We start from the raw sequence: 20,984 nt of genomic DNA on the forward strand, positions 1-20,984 counted from the left end.
CTATCTACAACAACCACTTATTTTGAGTAAGCTTATTTATTCGTTATCTGTTTCCTTTTCCCATAATTCTGGAAATAACATCTTTAGGATACCCATAGTTAATCGGCGACCTTTGCCTTTGTAAACAAAAGCATGCATATGCATAGCAGGATTAAAGTTAGCTTCTAATACTGTATAGCCTAAATGGTCTTTAGTACTACGTAAAGTTGTATCCGGAATAATCAAATCAATCCCACTAACTTTCGCACCAATAATCTCAGACATATCAATAGCAGCTTGTTTATAGCTGTCATCAATTTCATCTGTAACATCGATAGAGTCTCCTCCAGTACTGATATTTGAATTTTCTCTCAAATAAACAACAGTGTTCAATTCGGGGATACTTTCAATAGTATAACCTTGAGCTTTTAACATTAATTGTTCAAGTTCACCTAACTCGATTCTTTCAAGAGGCGAACGATGCTTTTCTTCCCCGCGTAAAGGATCTTCATTTTTTTCGGCAACCAATTCTTTAATTGATTTTTGACCATCTCCGACAACATTTGCAGGAGTCCGTAACAAAATGGCTGGTACCTTTCCATCTAGAACAAAAAAGCGGTATTCAGTTCCAGGAATGTATTCTTCAACTAGTACAGCAGTATCTTCCTTAAATGCTATCTCAAGTGCTCTTTCATAATCCATTTTTGTAGGTGCATGTTTAAAGACAGAGATACCTAACCCATAGTTAGTTGATTTAGGTTTTACAACGATTTGTTTTTGTTCATAACGCCAAAACGCTGTTTTTCCTTCTGCTAAAGTAGTGTACTCTTCACCCGCTGGAACACGAAATCCTGCTGAATCAAGAATTTTTTTCGTAACGGTCTTATTTTCCATAATCAATGGGGCAATATAAGAATCTTTTGATGTCATATTTCCATTTTTAACAAATTCACTATGTTGATCATAAGTTAACTTTAAAAATTGATCTTGTGCATCTAAAATCTCTACTTGAATGCCTTTTTGTAGCGCATCAAATAGCAATAGTTGGGTAGACATTTCTAGTTGTTCGAAACCTCTTAAATTATACGGTCTCATAGTCGCTTCATTTTTGTATCGTTTAGCTAGCTCTAGACTAAAATCAATATAAGACCCTTTTTCTTCTATGCCACGCACCATACGTGCAGCAACGGTTAATGTTGGGTCAATAAGAAGCTTCTTAGTTTCTTGAATACAGTTTAGAGCGGATTTAGTTCCATTTGTAGAGAGAAGCATTTCTTCCATTTGCTTAAATAAATGCAAACCTTCCTTTTGAAAGCTTGAAATTTTTTCTGGGTGTTCCATTGCTGTTAATCGACTCATTTCTTCCCCAACTGCAATTTCTTCCATAGTAACTGTTTCATCCATCCAGATCATGTATAAACAAAAAAGATGAACAAATTCCATTGTCTGTTTTGACATACCAAATGGGTCAAATGGGTTTAAATCAAAGCTTCGCAGTTCAAGATAAGAAATACCTTTTGTCAACAATTCTTCCGCTTTATTTGTACCTCTAAAACGAACGGCTGAGTAAAATTCTTTTTCTTCTGATAAAAATCCTTTTGCAACCATATCTTGTAAACTATGCACATAATCTTCAATTGAATGAAAAGATACAGCAACTTCTGACGGATTGACGTACCCGTACTGACTGCTTCGAATACTTCGAACATAATCTTGTGGAATTTCTTGATCCGCAAAAAATGACTCATCTACTATAGGAGAGGCTCCTAGTAAATAAGTTAACAACCAACGATAGCGAAGGAAATTTTTTGTCAATTTTAAATAGAGCATCGACTTGAAAGATTCCTTATTTGAGTAGTCCGTTTGACAGTCAAATAAACGTGCGATCAGTTGGTCGTCTAATTCAAAATTGTAATGCATACCACTAATCATTTGTTTTTTCTTGCCATATTTTTCTGTCAGTATCTCTCTATACGTTACATCATCTTTATTGTCTAACTTTGCAATCGGAATAACGGATTCATCCGGAAGAACCATCGGCATACTTATCGGCCAAATAGCTTCATCAGAAGGGATGGTTTGAAGGACAACATCATGTAGTGCTGCCAACCAATCGTAACTTTCTTTTATGGTTCTTAAAGGCGGCGTGATCAATTCCAATTGTGATTCACTATAGTCTGTTTGAATATAGGGATGAAAACTCCTATTGCCAAATTCCAGTGGGTGAGCTGTTAAAGCAAGCTCACCTGTTGAAGTTACCCTTAAACCTTCTTTTTCAATCCCGAAGGTTGCTTGATAAAAAGCTTCGCCTATATCTGTTTCTTGAATCATTTGTTTCACTGTTTTCATTTTACTATTCCCTCATCTACTTTAGTTATTTGTCGCTCAATTTCTGTTCGAATTTTTGGTTCAGGAGCGAACTCCTTTTCCCAGTTATCAGGTTTCATAACTTTTCCATCCGTTTTTCTGTAACGTGGTTTGCCATCAGCAAACAGTTTTCCCATATTTGCTTGATGGACGATTGAGAAAATCGGATCTGGATTAATACCCATTAATACAAAAGAACCATAGTTAAAATAATTTGCATCCGTTAGCGCATCTACTTGTCCAATTAAACGATTCGGGACCTCTTTGGATTGCTCTTTTATTTTGACAATAGATTCTTCAGCTGCTTGCTTCCATTCTGAAACCAAAGATTCAAATTGGTTGATGTCCCCTTCTACAGTTGCATAAAGGAATTCTAATAGTTCTTCTGTTGTAAAATTTGCCCGTGTAACAGCTTCTTCAGGAGTTAAAGCTTGCGGCTCTTTTTTTACTGGCTTATCGAATACTTCATGAAATTCTTTGACTTGCTCAAATGGTGACAATTTAGTCATACTTCGGTTCTCCTCCTGATATAAATAAGGTCTTAAGATGATCAGATTTTTTATTCGATTGCTTCCTCACTAATTAAATGCTTTCTCAATGCCGCATTCTCTGACTCTAAGATCCTTCTGTTAATTTCAGATTCTTTCAAATCAGCTTGCATAATTTTTAAAAATTCCATATTATCCTGCGATTGTCGTTTGGTCCTCTCAAGCTGGATTTTTTCATCACTCAATTGCTTGATATCTTTTTCGAGATCTTCTATTGTATCGGTTAATGCTTTATTTTTTTCAATTAATGAAGCATTTTGAAAACCAATTCCCTTTATTTTCTTTTCATTTTTACCATCTACTAAATTAATATAAACCACTACAAATGCTAAACAAGCAATAACAAAAGCTAAACAAGTAATAATAAACGTAAACAATGGTGTTGAATACCTAAGTCCAGCTAATAGCACACTCATTACGACTGTACAGCTAAAAATCACTAGTCCAATACGATAAGAATTTATTTTTCTTTTCGCATTCAATGCTTTTAAATAATCCACTTTATTTTGCAATGCAGCTTTTTCTAAGTGTTCTTGTTCTATTTTTTTTCGAGTTTCATAAAAAAGAACTTTTTCTTTTCTATCCATAGATTCTTGTACTTGTTCTTGATACTGTTCAAACCATTCTTTTTCTTTGACTAACCTTTCTAATTCTCTATCTATTTCCTGATGATAAGCTGCCTTTTTCAATGAGATTTCCTCTTCTACTTGTTCAGATTTAAACTGAGCTGAAGCAAGCATCTCTTGGGCATACAGTTCAGCTTTTCGAGTAATTTTATTTGCTTCCACTTTTTCTTTATCATACTGTTCAATGGATTGCTCTTTTTTTAATTTAATTTCTTCTTTAGCGGCCGCTATGTCTTGTTGAACTTCTTGATACATCTTTTCAGATTGATGAAAAGTCTCGGCCAAAATTTCCTCTGCTTCATTCTTTGCCTGCTGGAGAAGCTCTTTCTCATTTAAAAGGGCTGTTTTTGTCGTTCGTTTAGATGGTTTAAGCTGATTCGATCGCAATGATTCTTTTTCTTTTATTGCCCTTCCTAAAACAGAGTTAAAAACGACATTTGCTGTTTTTGAAAATAAACTGCGTTGCTGTTTATTTTCCGTTTTTAATAACCTGTTTAAAAAATTGGACTCGTGTTTTTCATCCATTACAAAGTTCCTTTCTTTCTCACTTTCATAATCCTCTGATTAATCGAACCTAATCAAAAAAATGACTTCTTACACATTATCGCAAATAATCATAGAAAAGCCAAACCAAAAATTCAATTTGCTTTATAAAAGTAAGCTAATTTTTAAAAATCAAACAAACGTTCTTTATTGTAGAATCCATTTTGGTAGAATGGTATACTAAGGATAATAATGTTGATAGGAGGATACGCTTTATGAATCAACCTTTAGCTTATCGGATGAGGCCTACTCATATTGATAATATTGTTGGACAGCAACACTTAGTAGGAAAAGGAAAAATCATTCGACGTATGGTAGAAGCTAAAATGCTTTCTTCGATGATTTTATACGGCCCTCCTGGGATCGGAAAAACCAGTATCGCTAGTGCGATTGCTGGGACAACAAAATACGCATTTCGCATTTTGAATGCTGCTAGTGACACAAAAAAAGATCTCCAAATTGTCGTGGAAGAAGCAAAAATGAGCGGTACTGTGATTTTACTTTTAGATGAGATCCATCGTCTAGATAAACCTAAGCAAGATTTTTTGCTACCCCATTTGGAAAATGGACGTATTATCTTAATTGGTGCAACAACTGAAAATCCATACATTACGATAAATCCTGCCATCCGAAGCAGAACACAAATATTTGAACTTAAGACACTTTCTAATGAAGATATACAACAAGCTATGTGGAATGCAGTAAAAGACCCAGAAAAAGGCTTTGGTAAAGAAAAAATAGCTATTACAGATCAAGCATTACTCCACTTTTCTAGAGCCACAAGCGGAGATTTGAGGAGTTCTTTGAATGGTTTAGAACTGGCGATTAAATCAACAGCTCCAGATGAACAAGGAACGATCAATATTACTTTAGAGATTGCTGAAGAGTGTGTTCAAAGAAAAGCTTTAACACATGATAAAGATGGTGATGCTCATTATGATGTTATTTCCGCTTTACAAAAATCCATTCGTGGAAGCGATGTTAATGCCGCTTTACATTATCTTGCTAGACTGATTGAAGCTGGCGATTTACCTATTATCTCAAGGCGGTTAATGGTTATCGCTTATGAAGATATCGGATTAGCTAATCCTTCTGCAGCTTCTAGGACTGTTACCGCTATTCAAGCATCTGAAAAATTGGGCTTTCCGGAAGCCCGAATACCTTTAGCTAATGTAGTAGTTGATTTATGTCTCTCTCCAAAATCAAATTCGTCTTACGCAGCGATTGATGCAGCCCTCCAAGATGTACGAGCTGGGAAAAGTGGGGATGTACCTGATCATTTAAAAGATTCTCATTATAGTGGAGCAAAGGAACTTGGTCGCGGTGTAGATTATCTCTATCCGCATAGTTATCCTGGTGCATGGGTAAATCAGCAATACTTACCTGACAAACTAAAAAATGCTTCTTACTATACACCAAATCACACAGGAAAATATGAAGATACTTTGGCAAAGCAGTATGATTCAATCAATTTAAAAAAAGGAAACAAGAGTATTCATTAACCGCTTTCTTTGTTGTTAAAACAATCTTTCAACAGAACGTTTACAGGCAAATAATTGACAACATCATATGCTTATGCTACTATAAGGATAAGATTTCTGAGATGCTCGTCTTGCTCAACATGTGTTGACCGAACAATTAATATTACCTTGGGATCCAACCTGATTCAATCGGATAACAAGCCTTTTCACTTGGTAGTTAGAAGATTGACGGCGGAGCCCACCTGCTTCTTGCGGGTTCAATACTAACTGAGCATATCAACGGCATCATCGGATTTCTCATTTAAAGTTTAAAACTTTTAAAGTCATTCTTAATTGAATGGCTTTTTTCTTTGTTATTAAAGCAAATTTACCCTTAACTTATTAGGAATATATGTTATTCTTATTTTGTAATTACCTATTGAAAGAAGGTCTTATCATGCTATTATCGATATTATTTTTTATTTTTTCAGCGTTGCTTCTTTATGCAGCATTCTTTTTTTACACTGGAAAAGCCTCTATTCTATTATCTCGTACGGATAAAACTAGCCCCTCAGAAACAGCACCATTTTTTAAATTCTATGGTGTTCTCTTTTTTATTGGTGGACTTAGCTCTCTTCTACTTGTTTTTTTTCATCCTGTTTGGCTGGCTTTTACCGTTTTACTCTTTGTTATGATCAGTATGCTTTTTTTTATTATGAGTTTAAACAAGCGGATGTGATTTTTCATTAACCTTTTAAATGACCTCCAATTTCTTATTTCTATGAAAATGGATACATTTAAGGTACAATAACCTTAAGAAGAAATAGTTCATATCGTTTATCATAAGGAATGGAGTGAATGTGTATGTTACAACAATATAATCGAATCTTAGTGGCTGTGGACGGTTCAGCAGAAGCTGAAATTGCTTTTAAAAAAGCTGTGCAAGTTGCTGTCCGAAATTCTGCTACGTTAGTTCTAGCACATGTTATTGACACCCGAGCATTTCAAAGTATTTCTACTTTTGATGGAGCTATGGCTGACAAAGCAAGTGAACAAGCCAAAAACACTCTAGAAGAATATGTACGTTATGCCAAAAATCACCGTGTTCAAGACATCACTTATTCTATTGAATACGGCTCTCCAAAAGTTTTGATTGCAAAACAAATTCCTGAAGATCAAAAAATTGACCTTATTCTATTAGGTGCAACAGGATTGAACGCTGTAGAACGTATCTTTATAGGTTCTGTTTCAGAATATGTTATTCGTCATGCAAATTGTGACGTGCTCATTGTTCGTACCGATTTAGAGAATAAAAAGAGTTAACATTATCTAAAATAAGAACAAAAAAAACAACCAATAATTAGTTGGTTGTTTTTTTGTATTACTATTTAAGCACGTAATCTTTCAACATCACGAGCAATCATGATTTCTTCATCTGTAGGAATCAAAAGTACTTTAACTTTTGATTCTGGAGTAGAGATGATTCGTTCTTTTCCACGGACATTGTTTGCTTCAGCATCAATTTCAGCGCCAAACCAGTTCATACCATCAATAATAATTTGACGTGTTTCGGGAGAATTTTCACCAATTCCAGCAGTGAAGACAATTGCATCTGCACCATTTAAGATTGCAAAATATTGGCCAATGTATTTTTGAACACGGTTATAGAAAATATCTAATGCTGTTTGAGCATCTTCATTTCCTTTTTCTGCTTCATCTTCAACATCACGCATATCGCTTGAAACATGTGAAAGACCTAGTAAACCAGATTTATTATTTAAAATATAAATCATGTCATTGATATCCGTAATGTTTAATTTATTCATTAGGAATGGCAATAAAGATGCATCGATATCACCGGTACGTGTACCCATCGTAATACCAGCTAAAGGAGTGAACCCCATTGAAGTATCAAGTGATTTTCCACCCTTAACAGCTGTAATAGATCCACCATTACCTAAATGACAAGTAATAATTTTTGTTTCTTCAAGTGGTTTGCCTAACATCTCAGCTGCACGTTCAGATACATATTTATGTGAAGTACCATGAGCACCATATTTACGTGCTGCAAAGTCTGTATAATATTCCATTGGAAGACTGTATAAATAGTTTTCTTTAGGCATTGTAGTATGGAAAGATGTGTCAAATACAGCTACGCTTGTAATCTCTGGTAACAATTTTTTGAATGCTTTGATTCCTGTTGCATTTGCTGGGTTATGCAATGGAGCAAATTCAGCTAAGCTTTCAATTTGTGCTAATACTTCGTCAGTAATTAGTGCTGAATCTTTAAATAATTCTCCACCAGCTACTACACGGTGTCCTACACCAGTAATTTCTTCGTAGTTTGCAATAACTTTTAGTTCAATTAATTTATCTAATACCATTTGAATAGCAATTTCATGGTTATTAATGTCTTCAACCACTTTGTATTTTTCGCCAGCATATTTTGTAGTAAAAATTGAATTATTCAAACCAATTCTTTCGATAATTCCTGAAGCGATTTCTGTCTCAGCTGGCATTTCATATAAGGTAAATTTTAAACTTGAACTACCTGCGTTAATTGCAATTGTTTTTGTCATATTTTTCCATCTCCTAATTCAAATTTTTTAAATATTTTCTTTTTTCCAGCTATCCACTTCTTGCATAAATTGAAGCATGGCTTTTTGATTTTTAAAATCTGGAATCTGTGCTAACAAAACTTGTTTAGCTTGTTTGGCATTGCTCCCCTTCTTTTGAATCAAAAGAATTGATTTCCGTGAGTTTTTGGTTTTAAATAACTCATTCGGCAGATTTAACATTCCTTGTAAGAACGCTTCTTCTTGAATCATTTTCAGTAATCCTGGGGCCTCATCCGTTTCAAATAATTGAGCTGGAACTAAAAATAGTCCAAATCCACCATCTTTTAGGTAATGCAAGCTTTGTTCAATAAATAGATGATGTGCATAAGAGTGACCTTGTTTTGCAGCCGTTTTGTATTTACTGGCTTTTTCATCCAAAGGGTAGTAGCCAACAGGTAAGTCGCTTACTACAACGTCCACAGGATCCATTAAAAGATCTTGTAGCGCATCTTGATGTGTCAAGGTGACGTTTTGCCTTTGCAAGGTTGTATTGACTGACGCAAGAGTTAAAAGCAAATCATCATTATCGATTCCTTCTGCCTCAACCAAAATATTCTTTGAAACTAATCCATTATAAACAGTTGATAATAGATTTCCCATTCCTACAGCAGGATCAAGCAAACGTATAGCCTGCTCTTTTCCACTAATTAATTTTTCAATTAAATAGTTTAAGATAAAGCCGATAGCATCTGGTGTCATTTGATGATTTGGTTGCAACGCATCCGTTTTCGAAGCTTTCAAAAGAGCTAATTGAACAGCTTTTCGAATATCTTCTGGTTCCATACTGTCTATTGAAACCTCTTTGTAAAGTTTCGTCAATTTTCCAACCGTTTCATCTGAAGGAAGACCATCAACTTGATGAGGAATTCTATTGGCTAAAATATTCTCTCCCGTTTCTGAAAGAGCCTCTAAATAAGAAATATCTAATTCCTTTTGCAAGAGTTGGACAGAACTATCCAATTTATTAAATAACTGTTCGATTTCTTTTTGAGACAATAATTTCAACCTCTTTCTATTTTTCTTACAGTACCTTTGCACCAGTCATGTAAGAAATGAAATGAGTCATCTATAAAAAAGCACTACTCTTCCATTTTAACGAATATATTGTAAGGTTTCAAGTATGAGCTTAACTTATTTTCAAAAGTAAATTATCTTTGCTTAACCTAAGTTAAATTAAGAAAACATACGTTACCATGGCAGTAAAAAAAGCTCTTCTAAGAATAGAAGAGCTTTTTTTATTTTAAATTATTGAGCTGCTGGATAAACAGAAACTTGTTTTTTGTCGCGGCCTTTGCGTTCGAAACGAACAACTCCGTCACATTTAGCAAACAAAGTATCGTCTCCACCGATTCCAACGTTAACACCTGGATAAATTTTAGTTCCGCGTTGACGGAATAAAATTGAACCACCTGAAACAGTTTGTCCATCTGCACGTTTAGCGCCTAAACGTTTAGAGTTTGAGTCACGTCCGTTAGTTGTAGAACCGCCACCCTTTTTATGGGCGAAGAATTGTAAATTCATTTTTAACATATGAGTTGCACCTCCTATTATAATTTTTTTACTGTGCAAGTTTGACATATTCTGGATACTCTTCAACTATTCCCGTTAAAGATAGAAGTAGACTCTCGAGAAGAATTTGTGAAATTTTCGACTGTTCTTCAGTCAATTCGCTTAGAAGTTCAACATATAAATAGCCGCCTTCGACTTCTTCATTTGTTTCTACTAAAGGAGAAACGCCTGATAAAGCAGAAATGCTATTTGTTGTTCCTATAACTAGTGCTGAAACAGCTGCACATACGATATCGCTGCCGTAGGGTCCAGACTCTGCATGTCCTGTAACTTCAAAGGAAACGATGTCTTCTTTGTTATTACGTTTAAAGAATGCTTGAATCATACTGGAACACCACTTTCTTATGCGTTGATTGCGTTGATAATAACTTTTGTATATGGTTGACGGTGACCTTGTTTACGGTGACTATGTTTTTTAGGTTTGTAGATAAAAGTCGTAACTTTCTTTTGAAGACCATGTTTTTCAACAGTACCTTCAACAGTAGCTCCTACAATAGTTGGAGCTCCAACTTTTGTTTCTTCTCCACCAATTAAGACAACTTCTTCAAAGACTACAGTTTCACCAGCTTCTACATTCAATTTTTCAATGTAGATTTCTTGGCCAACCTCAACTTTAATTTGTTTTCCACCTGTTTTGATAATTGCGTACATTCTTTCGCACCTCCTTATTAGACTTAGACTCGCCATCATGAGTGCCGTTATGGACTTAAACTCATTCCAGTGCGGTTGTAGTTGTGGTGCTACACATTTACAACATTAACATCATACCAAATTGTATTGCTTGCGTCAATAAATACTTGTGTAAACAAAAAAATACTAAAACAACCGTGCTTTAACTTTCAATTTTTTTAGCTTAAAAATTCATCTGAAGACACAACTCTTGTCCCAAAGGTTTCAGCAAACTCAATATCATGTGTGACGATTAAGATTCCTGTACCGGATAATGCTATTGATTGAATCATCTTGCCGACTTCATTTGAAGAGTCTCGGTCTAGGGCAGAAGTTGGCTCATCAAAACAAAGAATTTTAGGATTGAGCATCATGGATCGAGCAATGGCGGCACGTTGTTGTTGTCCACCTGATAATGTACTTGGGTAAACATCCTTTTTATCTAAAATTCCCATTTGTGTCAGAAGTTGCTCGGCTTTTTCGACCGCTTGCTCTTTTGTCATCAATTTTTGATCTAGCGGTGCTTCAATACAATTTTTCATAACGGTTAAGTTCGGAAATAATTGATAATCTTGAAATACCATACCTATTTGGTTGTTGTAGGTCATTCGTTCTTTTTTTGAAACGTATTCTGCTTTACCTTCCGGAGTTTCACGACACAAATAATGATCATCGATTGCTACTGTTCCATTATCAGCTTTTTCAAGTTGATTAAGAACTCTCATTAACGTTGTTTTTCCTGTACCTGATTTACCAACAAGCGTCACGATCTCTCCTGCTTCAATGGTGAAATCAAAGTTTCTTAAAACATCTATTCCGTTAAACTGCTTTGTTAGATTTGTTGCTTTCAATCCCATTTCCAACCATCTCCTTAGTAATTTGCCTTCTTCTCAATAGCATTTAATAGCAGCGTGACTAACCCAGTTACTACTAAATAGATTACTCCAACTGCTGCATAAGGAACTAAAGAAGCATACGTATTGGCTGCAATTTGCCCTGCTCGTAATAATTCGCCAATTCCTAAAATATAGATAAGAGACGTATCTTTAACTAGTGCGATTACTTCGTTTCCTACTGAAGGCAGTACGACACGCATAACTTGTGGAATAATAATTTTTCTAAATCCATTTATTTTTCCAATACCCAATACTCTGATGGCTTCAAATTGTCCTTTTGGAATGGATAAGATACCGCCACGAAATATTTCTGCATAATATGCTGCATAGTTTATCGTGAAGGTGAACACGGCTGCTGAAAAACGGTCAAAGGTTATTCCCACAAGAGGCAATCCGAAAAACACAACCATCAATTGTAACAATAATGGGGTTCCTCTCATAATATAAATGTAAACTTGTATGATCCAAGTTATCCATTTTGGAGCATACACTCTTATACAAGCAATCAAAAATCCTAATGGAATGGTTACAATAACGATAATTAAAAATAGTAATAAGGTCGTTTTTAGTCCATCTAACAAATTAGGGGTTATCTCAGCAATCAAATCCATTATTTATTCACTCTTTTCCTTATTTAATTTATTCTGTGATCCATTTACTTTTAATTTCACCCAATGTTCCGTCTTTCTCCATGTCAGTTAAGGTAGTATTCAACTTTTCTAAAAACTCAGTATCTGTTTTTCTAACACCCACTGCAGTATCCTCTTCAGCAAAACTTTGCTCTAAAACTCGGTATTTCCCACTACCTTTTTGTTTCATTGTATACCGAGCATATATTTCACTGACTGCGATAGCTTCGCTTCTCTTACTGTCTAGGTCATTAAAGACATCATTGTATGACGGATATTGAATAATTTCTCCATTTGCAAATGTATCCATAATTCCACTTTCATGATTTGCTAATAAGTCGACTGTGCTCGAAGATTGTTGTGCAGCTACTGTTTTCCCTTTTAGATCATCCCATGTTTCTATTGGGCTGTCTGCCAGAACTACAAATATTTGTCCTCCACCAGTATAAGGAATACTGAAATCAACTTTTTGTTTACGTTCTTCTGTAATAGAATAGCCATTCCAAATCACATCAATATTACCAGAGTTTAATTCGGTTTCTTTCATTGCCCAATCAATAGGCTGAAATTCAATATTCAACTCAAGCCGCTCCGCTACTTCTGTTGCTAAATCAATGTCTAGTCCCACTAAGTTCCCTTCACTATCGCGAAAACCCATTGGTACAAAAGTATCATCCAACCCTACTATCAAAGTGTCTCCAGGTTCACCTAAAAACACCTCAGCTTCTTCAGTCTTTGTATCAGTTGTACTCCCACAAGCCACTAACAGCAGGGAGAATACCCATAAACTCATTACCATACTTATTCTCTTCATCTCTTTGCCCCCTAGACTATACAGTACTTTACGTATCTTTCAAAAGAACATGCTTCCTTATTTTTTACTCAGCGAACCATTTAGCATAAATCTTATCATAGGTTCCATCTGCTTTCATATCTTCTAGAGCTTGATTGATTGCTTCTGTTAACTTGTCATCTTCTTTACGCATACCCACAGCATATTCTTCTTCTCCAAAATTATCTTCTAGTACACGGTAACTAATGTCTTCATTTTGCTTCATATAATAGCGACCAAGCGTTTCATCCACAACAATAGCGTCACTTCTTTCTGAAGCTAAATCATTAAATACGTCATTATTAGAAGGATATAAGACAACTTCTTCATCCGCAAATTCTTCAATAATATTTGATTCATCAGCATTGATGGCATCCACTGCACTTGAAGATTGTTGCGCAGCAACTACTTTTCCACTTAAATCTTCTTTTGTTTGAATCTCACTGTCTTCCAACACAATAATAATTTGGCTGTTTTCTAAATAAGGTGAACTAAAATCAACTTGTTTCTTTCTTTCATCCGTAATCGTATAGCCGTTCCATATCAAATCAATATTTCCATTAGTCAATTCTGTTTCTTTTAAAGCCCAGTCTATTGGCTGGAATTCAACATCTACATCTAATCTTTCACCAACTTCATTTGCTAAATCAATATCAAAACCTACAATTTCTCCGTTACTATCACGAAAACCCATTGGAGCAAATGTATCATCTAACCCTACTATAAGTTTACCTTCTTCAATAATTTGATCATATGAATCTGTTCTAGCTTCATTTGTACTACATCCGGCTACCAGTGCTGTAAATCCTAATCCTAAAATCATTGTTGCTAGTGTCTTTTTCATGTGTAACGCCCCTTTTATTTTTATTGTATTTGCTTTTAAGCTGCAGTTCTTAAAAACAAAAAAAGCCCTTTGATTTTCTATTATCAGAAAATCAAAGGACGATTGATATCATTTATCGTGGTTCCACCTTTATTCGCAACTCCTTCACAGAAAGCTGCCTCGTCGTGTTCAAAACTACTAAACACTAGTACTATAACGGGTACTCCCGAATCAATTTACTTGTAGAAAAATCTACGTTCAACAGTCAGCTCAGAGATGTGTTTTCAGTATAGTTCCTTAATTGCTCTCACCACCGCAATCTCTCTAAAAAGTTCCTAAACTTACTTTTTCTCTTCAAAGCTTTTAATCATTTTTTAATACTATAGCACACTTATTTCCGCTTGCCAAATAATTTCTGCCATAAAGTAGGTTTTTCTTTTGTCAACGTCATCAAAGGAACTGTTTCGCCTAAAATTCGACGAGCAATATTTCGATATCCTTGAGAAGCAGGATTCTTTGGATTTAAAACAATAGGATCTCCCTTATTAGAAGAGCGAACTACGTCATCATCATCAAAAACGATTCCTAATAAATCAATCGATAAATGTCTAGTGATTTCGTCAATGTCCATTACTTCTCCATCTTGCATCATCCGTTTACGAATACGGTTTATGATTAAGCGAGGCGGTTCAAGTTCTGTTTGCTCTAAGAGTCCGATGATTCGATCGGCATCACGAATAGCAGAGATTTCAGGGGTTGTCACTAGGATTGCTTGATCTGCTGCTGCAATCGAATTTTGGAAACCTTGTTCAATTCCAGCTGGGCAATCAATTAAAATATAATCGTATTCTTTTTTTAATTCAGAAACGATTTCAATCATTTGTTCGCCATTCACATCATTTTTATCTGCATTTTGAGCTGCAGGAAGCAAATACAAATTATCATTAAACCGTTTATCTTTTATAATCGCTTGATGCAATTTCGTGCGGCCTTCTACCACATCAACAATGTCATAAATAATGCGATTTTCTAAACCAAGAATAACATCTAAATTTCTTAGCCCAATATCCATATCTATCAAACAAACTCTCTTCCCTTGAAGGGCAAGAGCGGTACCTAAATTTGCAGTGGAGGTTGTTTTTCCTACACCGCCTTTTCCAGATGTAATAACGATTGCTATACCCATTCGTTTAATCCCCCGATCACTTTACCTAAATTTGGACGCATTTTTCTTAATTGTTCCAATGAATTAAAATCTAAAATATGTAGATCATTGATATAGGCAAATTCATTTTTTCTAATGCTGTCTTGATGATTGTTTTTCTTCTCTATGATCTGTATGCTGTCTGCAATTCTAACTTGAGCATCCGTATGAAAATCTGCAACAATTACTGCATTTGTATCTCCTTCAAATCCAGCATGTGCGATTCCCATCAATTCTCCAATGATAAAGATGCTTCCATTAGCTCGAAGCATGCCACCAGGATGGACCTTACCTACAAAAAGAAGATTGCCTGGGGCCGATAAAACCTGTCCACTTCTAACCGTTTGAACTTCCATTTGAAGGCTTACTGCCTCTTGCCATTCAATCGCTTTTTCATAGGTCACAACATTAGACGTGATTTTTTTAATTAAAAACGTACTTTTTGATTCAATTTCTTCAATCACTCGTTCTTGTTGTTCTTGAGATAATAGACGGTTTCCTGTTTTTATCTCTAAATAAATATCTTTTTGAACTTCTTTCGACCTTTTTTGTTCACCATGTAGATGTTCAAGCAATTCATTTAATTCTTTCATGATGGATACAAAAGAAGCTGCTTCATCCAAGCTTAACACAAAGCTGCCTTTAGTTCCTTTTAACGTCACACTTTGTTTCACTTTAACAACTCCCTCAGCCAAAATGTTGATTCTTACTGTCGGTTACTCTCCTTGAATACGTTCAGTTATCTTTTTTAACGGATAAAATACAATAATAAACAAGACTAAATTCAAGAGCAATGTCGGCCCTAATCGGTCCGCCAAAAATGTTGCCCAATTAATAGTTGTGTATCCTAGAACTTGATAAAACAGATAAAGATAAGTTTCTATTAAACTTAAATTGATAATAACCATCATACCAATAACAACAGGATTAGGATTGAGAATTTTTTTTAGTTTTTCTGTTAAGTAGATGATTAAAGGAAATAGAAGAATGTATACTCCTAGGATTCCCACATAATAACTATCATAAATTAAACCAAAAATAACTCCATAAACAAGCATTCTACTTCTTGGAATATAAAAAGACATTAAGATAAGCACTAATACGATCAGCCTTGGAGTCATAGTTTTTGTACCTTCAAGAAATTGCGCTGAAAAAATAGCAGTCAATAGTCCATCTAGTAAAAATAAAAAAGTGATCACTAGCGGGATTAATGTAGTTGTTTTCCAATTCGCTGCCATTTACTCACCACTTTCAGCGGATCGTTTAATAAAGGTTACATAACGAATATCATTCGTATCCGATGCTGGAACAATGTAGGCTTCTTGTGACAAGCCAAAAGAATCTAATTTAACTTCTTCAATCGTTCCTATCAGTAACGCACTAGGCGATACTCCACCTAAACCAGAGGTCATCACTTGATCACCTTCTTTTAATTCGGCATCCGTTGTAATTTGTTTCATAACTAATCGATTGGTTTCAGGATCATATCCATTCACAATCCCATGCACAACCCCTTCATCTGTACTAACAGATGCTGCAACTCGATTATTATTTTGATCCAGAGTTGTTACTAATTGAACCTTTGAACTAGTAGGATTGACTTCAACAACACGTCCAATCAGACCATTTCCTGACATAACGGACATATCTAATTCAATGCCATTTTGGCTTCCTTTATCTACAACGATTTGATCAACCCAACTATCAGGATTTCGACTAATGACTGCTCCATTGATTGATTCATAATCCGATAAGGTAGCTGTTAAATCCAATTGTTCTTTAAGCTTTTCGTTATTTTGTTTTAAATCTGCAATTTCTACTTCTGTTTCGTACAGTTTATCTATTTTTGATTTCAATAATTGATTTTCTTCATACGTATTTTTCAGACGGTCTACTGATTCTAAAAAATCAACAACTGCATTCGTCGGTTTTGCTACTACACGAGAAACAACTGCAGTAATATCATTAGTAAGTTGTTGCAGGATAGGAATGTTTCCAGTTCCTGTAATTGAAAAGGCTATCAGACCTAAAGAGACAATCATACTTACTAACAAAATGATTAGTTTTTTATTTGAAAAGAACTGATTCAAAACATCACCTCATTAATTTTACAGGCTTCCTTTATTTTAACATAAATTAACCTAAATAACTTGCCTAACTTGTTTCTTTTTTTACATGAAAATATGCGGGAAGAAAATAAACTTCCCGCACCTTTTCAACCTTATTTAGGCTTGCTTATCTATTTGCTCTTTTTTTATAGATATCAATGTGTTTTAATGACTCTCCTGTACCGAGTGCAACACAATCAAGTGGTTCATTTGCCACGAAAACTGGAACATCTGTTTCTTCTGCAATAACATCACCAATATTTTTCAATAAAGCTCCACCACCAGTTAAAACAATTCCATGATCAATGACATCTGCTGAAATTTCAGGAGATGTTTCTTCAAGAGTTTCTCTAACAGCAACAATGATACCTTCTACAACTTCTTGAATAGCTTCAGCAATATCAACCGCTGAAATTTCAATCGTTTGTGGCAGTCCTGTTAACAAGTCACGGCCTCGAATGTCCATAACCCCATATTCTGATGCTTTTTCAACAGAAGCACAACCAATTTGGATTTTGATTTGTTCAGCTGTACGTTCACCAATAAGCAAATTGAATTTTTTGCGTACATAGTGAATGATCACATCGTCCATGCGGTCTCCAGCCAAACGAATAGAACGGCTACTAACGATTCCGCCTAATGCGATCGTAGCTACATCCGTGGTTCCACCACCTATATCCACTACCATACTTCCTGTAGGATCCATCACTGGTAAACCGGCTCCAATTGCTGCTGCAAATGGTTCTTCAATAATGAAAGCATCTTTTGCTCCTGCCATTCTGGTAGCATCAACAACGGCTCTTTTTTCAACTTCTGTAACCCCACTTGGCACACAAATCATGACAAATGGTTTAGATGTTGATTTTCCAATTGCTTTCTCGATGTAATATTTCATCATAGCTGCTGTCGTATCGTAGTCCGCAATTACACCATTCTTCATAGGACGAATAGCAATAATTGTACCTGGTGTTCTCCCAATCATGTTTCTTGCATCTTCTCCAACTGCAACAATTTCTCCTGTTACAGTATCTTTTGCAACTACTGAAGGTTCTCTTAAGACAATCCCTTTTCCAGCTACAAATACATTTGTGTTTGCAGTACCTAAATCAATTCCTATATCTTTATTTCCAAATCTAAACAAATAATTTCATCCTCTCAAGTCTACCTGATCTTTAATATTTATAGTTCTTTTCAGATTGATTGCAATTGTACCTCTTTTATTTAATACTGAAAGGTAGACACTTAAACAGTATAGCAAAAAACAGAATAGAATGCTCTAACCGAAACCATCATACTGTATTTTTTTACTTATGACATCAGTATTTTTTATATTTTAACATAAATTTAAGCAATTCCATATATAAGTAAACAAAATGAAATAGTCCTTTGAAATAAGACTACTGTTCTTTTTGGAAGCACACCCTTGTGTTTAGAGGTTTTATTTCATAAAAAAAAAGAGCCTAGCGAAAAATCGCTAGGCTCTTAAAATTTTAAATTTTATGCTTACGCTTTGTTTACGTTAGCTGCTTGAGGTCCACGGTTTCCTTCTTCAACGTCGAAAGTTACTGCTTGTCCTTCTTCTAAAGATTTGAATCCTTCGCTTTGGATAGCTGAGAAATGTACGAATACATCGTCTGCTCCTTCACGTTCGATAAATCCAAAACCTTTTTCTGCGTTAAACCATTTTACTGTACCTTGTTCCATAATGAAATTCCTCCTCGTGCCTTATAGCACATATAGTGATATTCTTGCTAACGGTACGAATCAGACTGTATTAAAACAATTCTAAGTGCTCCCTAACAAAAACATTACAGTAATTGTAGCATTCATTTATTAAAAGTTCAAGAGAAACGCTAGTATTTTTATACAAAAAAAGAAGCTAGCTAAAGGCTAACTTCTTAAACAATTTTAATTTTGAATTAAGCTTTGTTTACGTTTGCTGCTTGAGGTCCACGGTTTCCTTCTTCAACGTCGAAAGTTACTGCTTGTCCTTCTTCTAAAGATTTGAATCCTTCGCTTTGGATAGCTGAGAAATGTACGAATACATCGTCTGCTCCTTCACGTTCGATAAATCCAAAACCTTTTTCTGCGTTAAACCATTTTACTGTACCTTGTTCCATAATGAAATTCCTCCTCGTGCCCTTAAGCACATATAGTGATATTCTTGCTTGCGGTGCGAATTGGAATGTTCTGAAACAATTCTATTTTCTACCTAACAAAAACTCTACCTTAGTATAGCATGTCTTTAATTATTACACAAGCGAATGCTTAAACAAAAAGAATTCTCTTCTCACTATGAGAGCTTATTTAACAATTACACTAGATCTATCTATTTCTTTACCACTAGTTATTCAGTAACAATTAAATTCTTCAAACAAAAAAGGAGCCAGTCCTAAGACTAACTCCTTAAACAATTTTAATTTTTAAATTAAGCTTTGTTTACGTTTGCTGCTTGAGGTCCACGGTTTCCTTCTTCAACGTCGAAAGTTACTGCTTGTCCTTCTTCTAAAGATTTGAATCCTTCGCTTTGGATAGCTGAGAAATGTACGAATACATCGTCTGCTCCTTCACGTTCGATAAATCCAAAACCTTTTTCTGCGTTAAACCATTTTACTGTACCTTGTTCCATAATAAAATTCCTCCTCGTGCCTTATAGCACATATAGTGAGATTCTTGCTTGCGGTGCGAATTGGAATGTTTGAAACAATTCTATTTCCTACCTAACAAAAACTCTACCTAAGTATAACATGTTATTAAATAATGTACAAGCGAATACTTATTAGGAAATTAAGAAACCCTTAACCTAAGGCGCTATATATTTAATGTTGGTAGAATAACAACGAAGCTAAGTTGAATTTACTGAAGAATTAGGTATCGACAGGTTCCTGTACAAACAAATCCTTCCATTCCAGAATTTTTTCCGAACCTTTAACATCAGTTGGCAGATAACCTAACTCAACTAATTGCTTCAAACAAAAAAGGAGTCAGCCCTAAGACTAACTCCTTAAACAATTTTAATTTTTAATTAAGCTTTGTTTACGTTTGCTGCTTGAGGTCCACGGTTTCCTTCTTCAACGTCGAAAGTTACTGCTTGTCCTTCTTCTAAAGATTTGAATCCTTCGCTTTGGATAGCTGAGAAATGTACGAATACATCGTCTGCTCCTTCACGTTCGATAAATCCAAAACCTTTTTCTGCGTTAAACCATTTTACTGTACCTTGTTCCATAATGAAATTCCTCCTCGTGCCCTTAAGCACATATAGTGATATTCTTGCTTGCGGTGCGAATTGGAATGTTCTGAAACAATTCTATTTTCTACCTAACAAAAACTCTACCTTAGTGTAGCATGGACATTTTAAATAAGCAACCTTTATAAACTTTTCTTTTAACAAACCCCTAATTCTTTTAAACTAATAAATTCTTGCTCTCCTATAATAATGTGATCCAGCAAATCGATTCCCATTAGTTCACCGCATTCAGACATCCTTCGCGTAAATTGGATATCCGCTTCAGAAGGTTCTGGATTACCAGATGGGTGATTGTGGCCAACGATCATCCGCGCAGCTGAGTACCTGACTGCCCCTCTAAAAATCTCACGTGGATGAGCGATACTAGAATTAAGACCTCCAATAAAAATAGTCTCTTTTTTAATAATTTCATTTTTTGTATTTAAGTAAAGAACGACTAAATGTTCTTGTTGCAGTCCACGCATTTCTAGAAGCAACATTTCTCCAGCTTTCGTACTGGAAGTAATTTGACCAATTTTGATTTGAGAGGCTTGCGAAATACGAACGCCCAATTCAATTGCTGCTTTTAATTCAATTGCTTTGATTCTCCCGATCCCAGCAACTGTCATCAGCTCTTGACAAGAGGCTGTCTTCAAATAATAGAAATCTTCAAATTGATTGAGCATGGATAACGCTAACGTAACAACATTTGTTCCTTTTGTTCCTGTTCTAAGCAAGATAGCAAGCAATTCATGGTTAGCAAGAGCTTTCTCACCATATTGCTCTAATCTTTCTCTAGGCCTTGATTGAATGGGAACTTCTTTTATAAGGTTCATACTTTTTATTGGCATAAAAATCCTCCTTTTTCACATTAATATTATCCGCGA

Annotated in this window: 24 protein-coding genes, 1 other RNA gene and 2 other annotated features; of the genes, 3 read left to right on the forward strand and 22 right to left on the reverse strand. The window is 35.2% G+C overall.

All coding sequences use genetic code 11. The features are described 5' to 3' along the window. Positions 1-36: 36 nt before the first annotated feature. From gshAB to ABS916_RS01740, 3 genes are read right to left on the reverse strand one after another with little or no spacing between them, the layout of a single operon-like run. Positions 37-2,328: a bifunctional glutamate--cysteine ligase GshA/glutathione synthetase GshB gene (gene gshAB, locus ABS916_RS01730; protein WP_350450265.1), complete on the reverse strand. Its 2,292-nt coding sequence runs from the start codon at positions 2,326-2,328 to the stop codon at positions 37-39. Next, positions 2,325-2,855, reverse strand: coding sequence for a pyrophosphohydrolase domain-containing protein (locus ABS916_RS01735; protein WP_350450266.1), 531 nt, complete (start codon positions 2,853-2,855; stop codon positions 2,325-2,327). The genes gshAB and ABS916_RS01735 overlap by 4 nt, the downstream gene beginning before the upstream one ends. Positions 2,856-2,905: 50 nt before the next feature. After that, on the reverse strand, positions 2,906-4,045 hold the full coding sequence (locus ABS916_RS01740; protein WP_350450267.1) for a hypothetical protein: 1,140 nt from the start codon (positions 4,043-4,045) through the stop codon (positions 2,906-2,908). A gap of 233 nt (positions 4,046-4,278) precedes the next feature. Between ABS916_RS01740 and ABS916_RS01745 the strand changes: the two genes are divergently transcribed. The 3 genes from ABS916_RS01745 (at position 4,279) to ABS916_RS01755 (ending at position 6,846) form a co-directional block, all read left to right on the forward strand. Then, a complete protein-coding gene (locus ABS916_RS01745) occupies positions 4,279-5,565 on the forward strand; it encodes a replication-associated recombination protein A (protein WP_089974683.1) in 1,287 nt (428 codons plus the stop codon). A gap of 90 nt (positions 5,566-5,655) precedes the next feature. Beyond that, positions 5,656-5,843: non-coding RNA, 6S RNA (gene ssrS / locus ABS916_RS01750), on the forward strand. Positions 5,844-6,387: 544 nt separating this feature from the next. After that, positions 6,388-6,846 (forward strand): universal stress protein, encoded by a 459-nt coding sequence (locus ABS916_RS01755; RefSeq protein ID WP_350450268.1) that lies wholly within the window; start codon positions 6,388-6,390, stop codon positions 6,844-6,846. A 65-nt stretch (positions 6,847-6,911) separates the two neighbouring features. Here ABS916_RS01755 and ABS916_RS01760 read toward each other — a convergent pair whose 3' ends face one another. The 19 genes from ABS916_RS01760 to radC all read right to left on the reverse strand — a co-directional run bounded on the left by ABS916_RS01760 (position 6,912) and on the right by radC (position 20,948). After that, positions 6,912-8,102 carry an acetate/propionate family kinase gene (locus tag ABS916_RS01760; protein ID WP_350450269.1) on the reverse strand — a complete coding sequence of 397 codons (1,191 nt, stop codon included), beginning with the start codon at positions 8,100-8,102 and terminating at the stop codon, positions 6,912-6,914. A gap of 27 nt (positions 8,103-8,129) precedes the next feature. Further along, positions 8,130-9,137, reverse strand: a complete 1,008-nt coding sequence (locus ABS916_RS01765) for a class I SAM-dependent methyltransferase (protein ID WP_350450270.1) — start codon at positions 9,135-9,137, stop codon at positions 8,130-8,132. A 249-nt stretch (positions 9,138-9,386) separates the two neighbouring features. Then, positions 9,387-9,671: a 50S ribosomal protein L27 gene (gene rpmA / locus ABS916_RS01770; RefSeq protein ID WP_023177465.1), complete on the reverse strand. Its 285-nt coding sequence runs from the start codon at positions 9,669-9,671 to the stop codon at positions 9,387-9,389. A 28-nt stretch (positions 9,672-9,699) separates the two neighbouring features. Then, positions 9,700-10,035 carry a ribosomal-processing cysteine protease Prp gene (locus tag ABS916_RS01775; protein WP_013710488.1) on the reverse strand — a complete coding sequence of 112 codons (336 nt, stop codon included), beginning with the start codon at positions 10,033-10,035 and terminating at the stop codon, positions 9,700-9,702. Positions 10,036-10,052: 17 nt separating this feature from the next. Beyond that, complete coding sequence (rplU, locus tag ABS916_RS01780) at positions 10,053-10,361, reverse strand: 50S ribosomal protein L21 (protein WP_013710487.1); 309 nt, start codon at positions 10,359-10,361, stop codon at positions 10,053-10,055. A gap of 15 nt (positions 10,362-10,376) precedes the next feature. Further along, positions 10,377-10,448: a sequence feature (ribosomal protein L21 leader region), on the reverse strand. Between the two features lie 110 nt (positions 10,449-10,558). Beyond that, positions 10,559-11,236, reverse strand: a complete 678-nt coding sequence (locus tag ABS916_RS01785; RefSeq protein ID WP_350450271.1) for an amino acid ABC transporter ATP-binding protein — start codon at positions 11,234-11,236, stop codon at positions 10,559-10,561. 14 nt (positions 11,237-11,250) lie between these two features. Further along, complete coding sequence (locus tag ABS916_RS01790) at positions 11,251-11,886, reverse strand: amino acid ABC transporter permease (RefSeq protein ID WP_350450272.1); 636 nt, start codon at positions 11,884-11,886, stop codon at positions 11,251-11,253. Positions 11,887-11,914: 28 nt separating this feature from the next. Further along, entirely contained in the window at positions 11,915-12,718 is an 804-nt protein-coding gene (locus ABS916_RS01795; protein WP_350450273.1) for an amino acid ABC transporter substrate-binding protein, read from the reverse strand. Positions 12,719-12,782: 64 nt separating this feature from the next. Then, entirely contained in the window at positions 12,783-13,580 is a 798-nt protein-coding gene (locus ABS916_RS01800) for an amino acid ABC transporter substrate-binding protein (RefSeq protein WP_350450274.1), read from the reverse strand. A gap of 91 nt (positions 13,581-13,671) precedes the next feature. After that, positions 13,672-13,926, reverse strand: a binding site (T-box leader). Positions 13,927-13,950: 24 nt separating this feature from the next. After that, positions 13,951-14,745: a septum site-determining protein MinD gene (gene minD, locus ABS916_RS01805; protein WP_035022280.1), complete on the reverse strand. Its 795-nt coding sequence runs from the start codon at positions 14,743-14,745 to the stop codon at positions 13,951-13,953. After that, on the reverse strand, positions 14,736-15,437 hold the full coding sequence (locus ABS916_RS01810; protein WP_350450275.1) for a septum site-determining protein MinC: 702 nt from the start codon (positions 15,435-15,437) through the stop codon (positions 14,736-14,738). Before ABS916_RS01810 ends, minD begins: the two co-directional genes overlap by 10 nt. Positions 15,438-15,479: 42 nt before the next feature. After that, positions 15,480-16,001: a rod shape-determining protein MreD gene (gene mreD, locus ABS916_RS01815; protein WP_350450276.1), complete on the reverse strand. Its 522-nt coding sequence runs from the start codon at positions 15,999-16,001 to the stop codon at positions 15,480-15,482. Continuing rightward, complete coding sequence (gene mreC / locus ABS916_RS01820) at positions 16,002-16,853, reverse strand: rod shape-determining protein MreC (RefSeq protein WP_350450277.1); 852 nt, start codon at positions 16,851-16,853, stop codon at positions 16,002-16,004. Between the two features lie 145 nt (positions 16,854-16,998). After that, positions 16,999-18,012: a rod shape-determining protein gene (locus tag ABS916_RS01825; protein WP_013710478.1), complete on the reverse strand. Its 1,014-nt coding sequence runs from the start codon at positions 18,010-18,012 to the stop codon at positions 16,999-17,001. 362 nt (positions 18,013-18,374) lie between these two features. After that, entirely contained in the window at positions 18,375-18,575 is a 201-nt protein-coding gene (locus ABS916_RS01830; protein WP_013710476.1) for a cold-shock protein, read from the reverse strand. Positions 18,576-18,790: 215 nt separating this feature from the next. Continuing rightward, on the reverse strand, positions 18,791-18,991 hold the full coding sequence (locus tag ABS916_RS01835) for a cold-shock protein (protein WP_013710476.1): 201 nt from the start codon (positions 18,989-18,991) through the stop codon (positions 18,791-18,793). 308 nt (positions 18,992-19,299) lie between these two features. Then, positions 19,300-19,500 (reverse strand): cold-shock protein, encoded by a 201-nt coding sequence (locus ABS916_RS01840; protein WP_013710476.1) that lies wholly within the window; start codon positions 19,498-19,500, stop codon positions 19,300-19,302. Between the two features lie 396 nt (positions 19,501-19,896). Continuing rightward, positions 19,897-20,097, reverse strand: a complete 201-nt coding sequence (locus tag ABS916_RS01845; RefSeq protein ID WP_013710476.1) for a cold-shock protein — start codon at positions 20,095-20,097, stop codon at positions 19,897-19,899. A gap of 158 nt (positions 20,098-20,255) precedes the next feature. Beyond that, entirely contained in the window at positions 20,256-20,948 is a 693-nt protein-coding gene (gene radC, locus ABS916_RS01850; protein ID WP_350450278.1) for a RadC family protein, read from the reverse strand. Between the last annotated feature and the right edge of the window lie 36 nt (positions 20,949-20,984).

The sequence above is a fragment of the Carnobacterium sp. genome, from assembly GCF_040274945.1.
Taxonomy (GTDB): Bacteria; Bacillota; Bacilli; order Lactobacillales; family Carnobacteriaceae; genus Carnobacterium_B.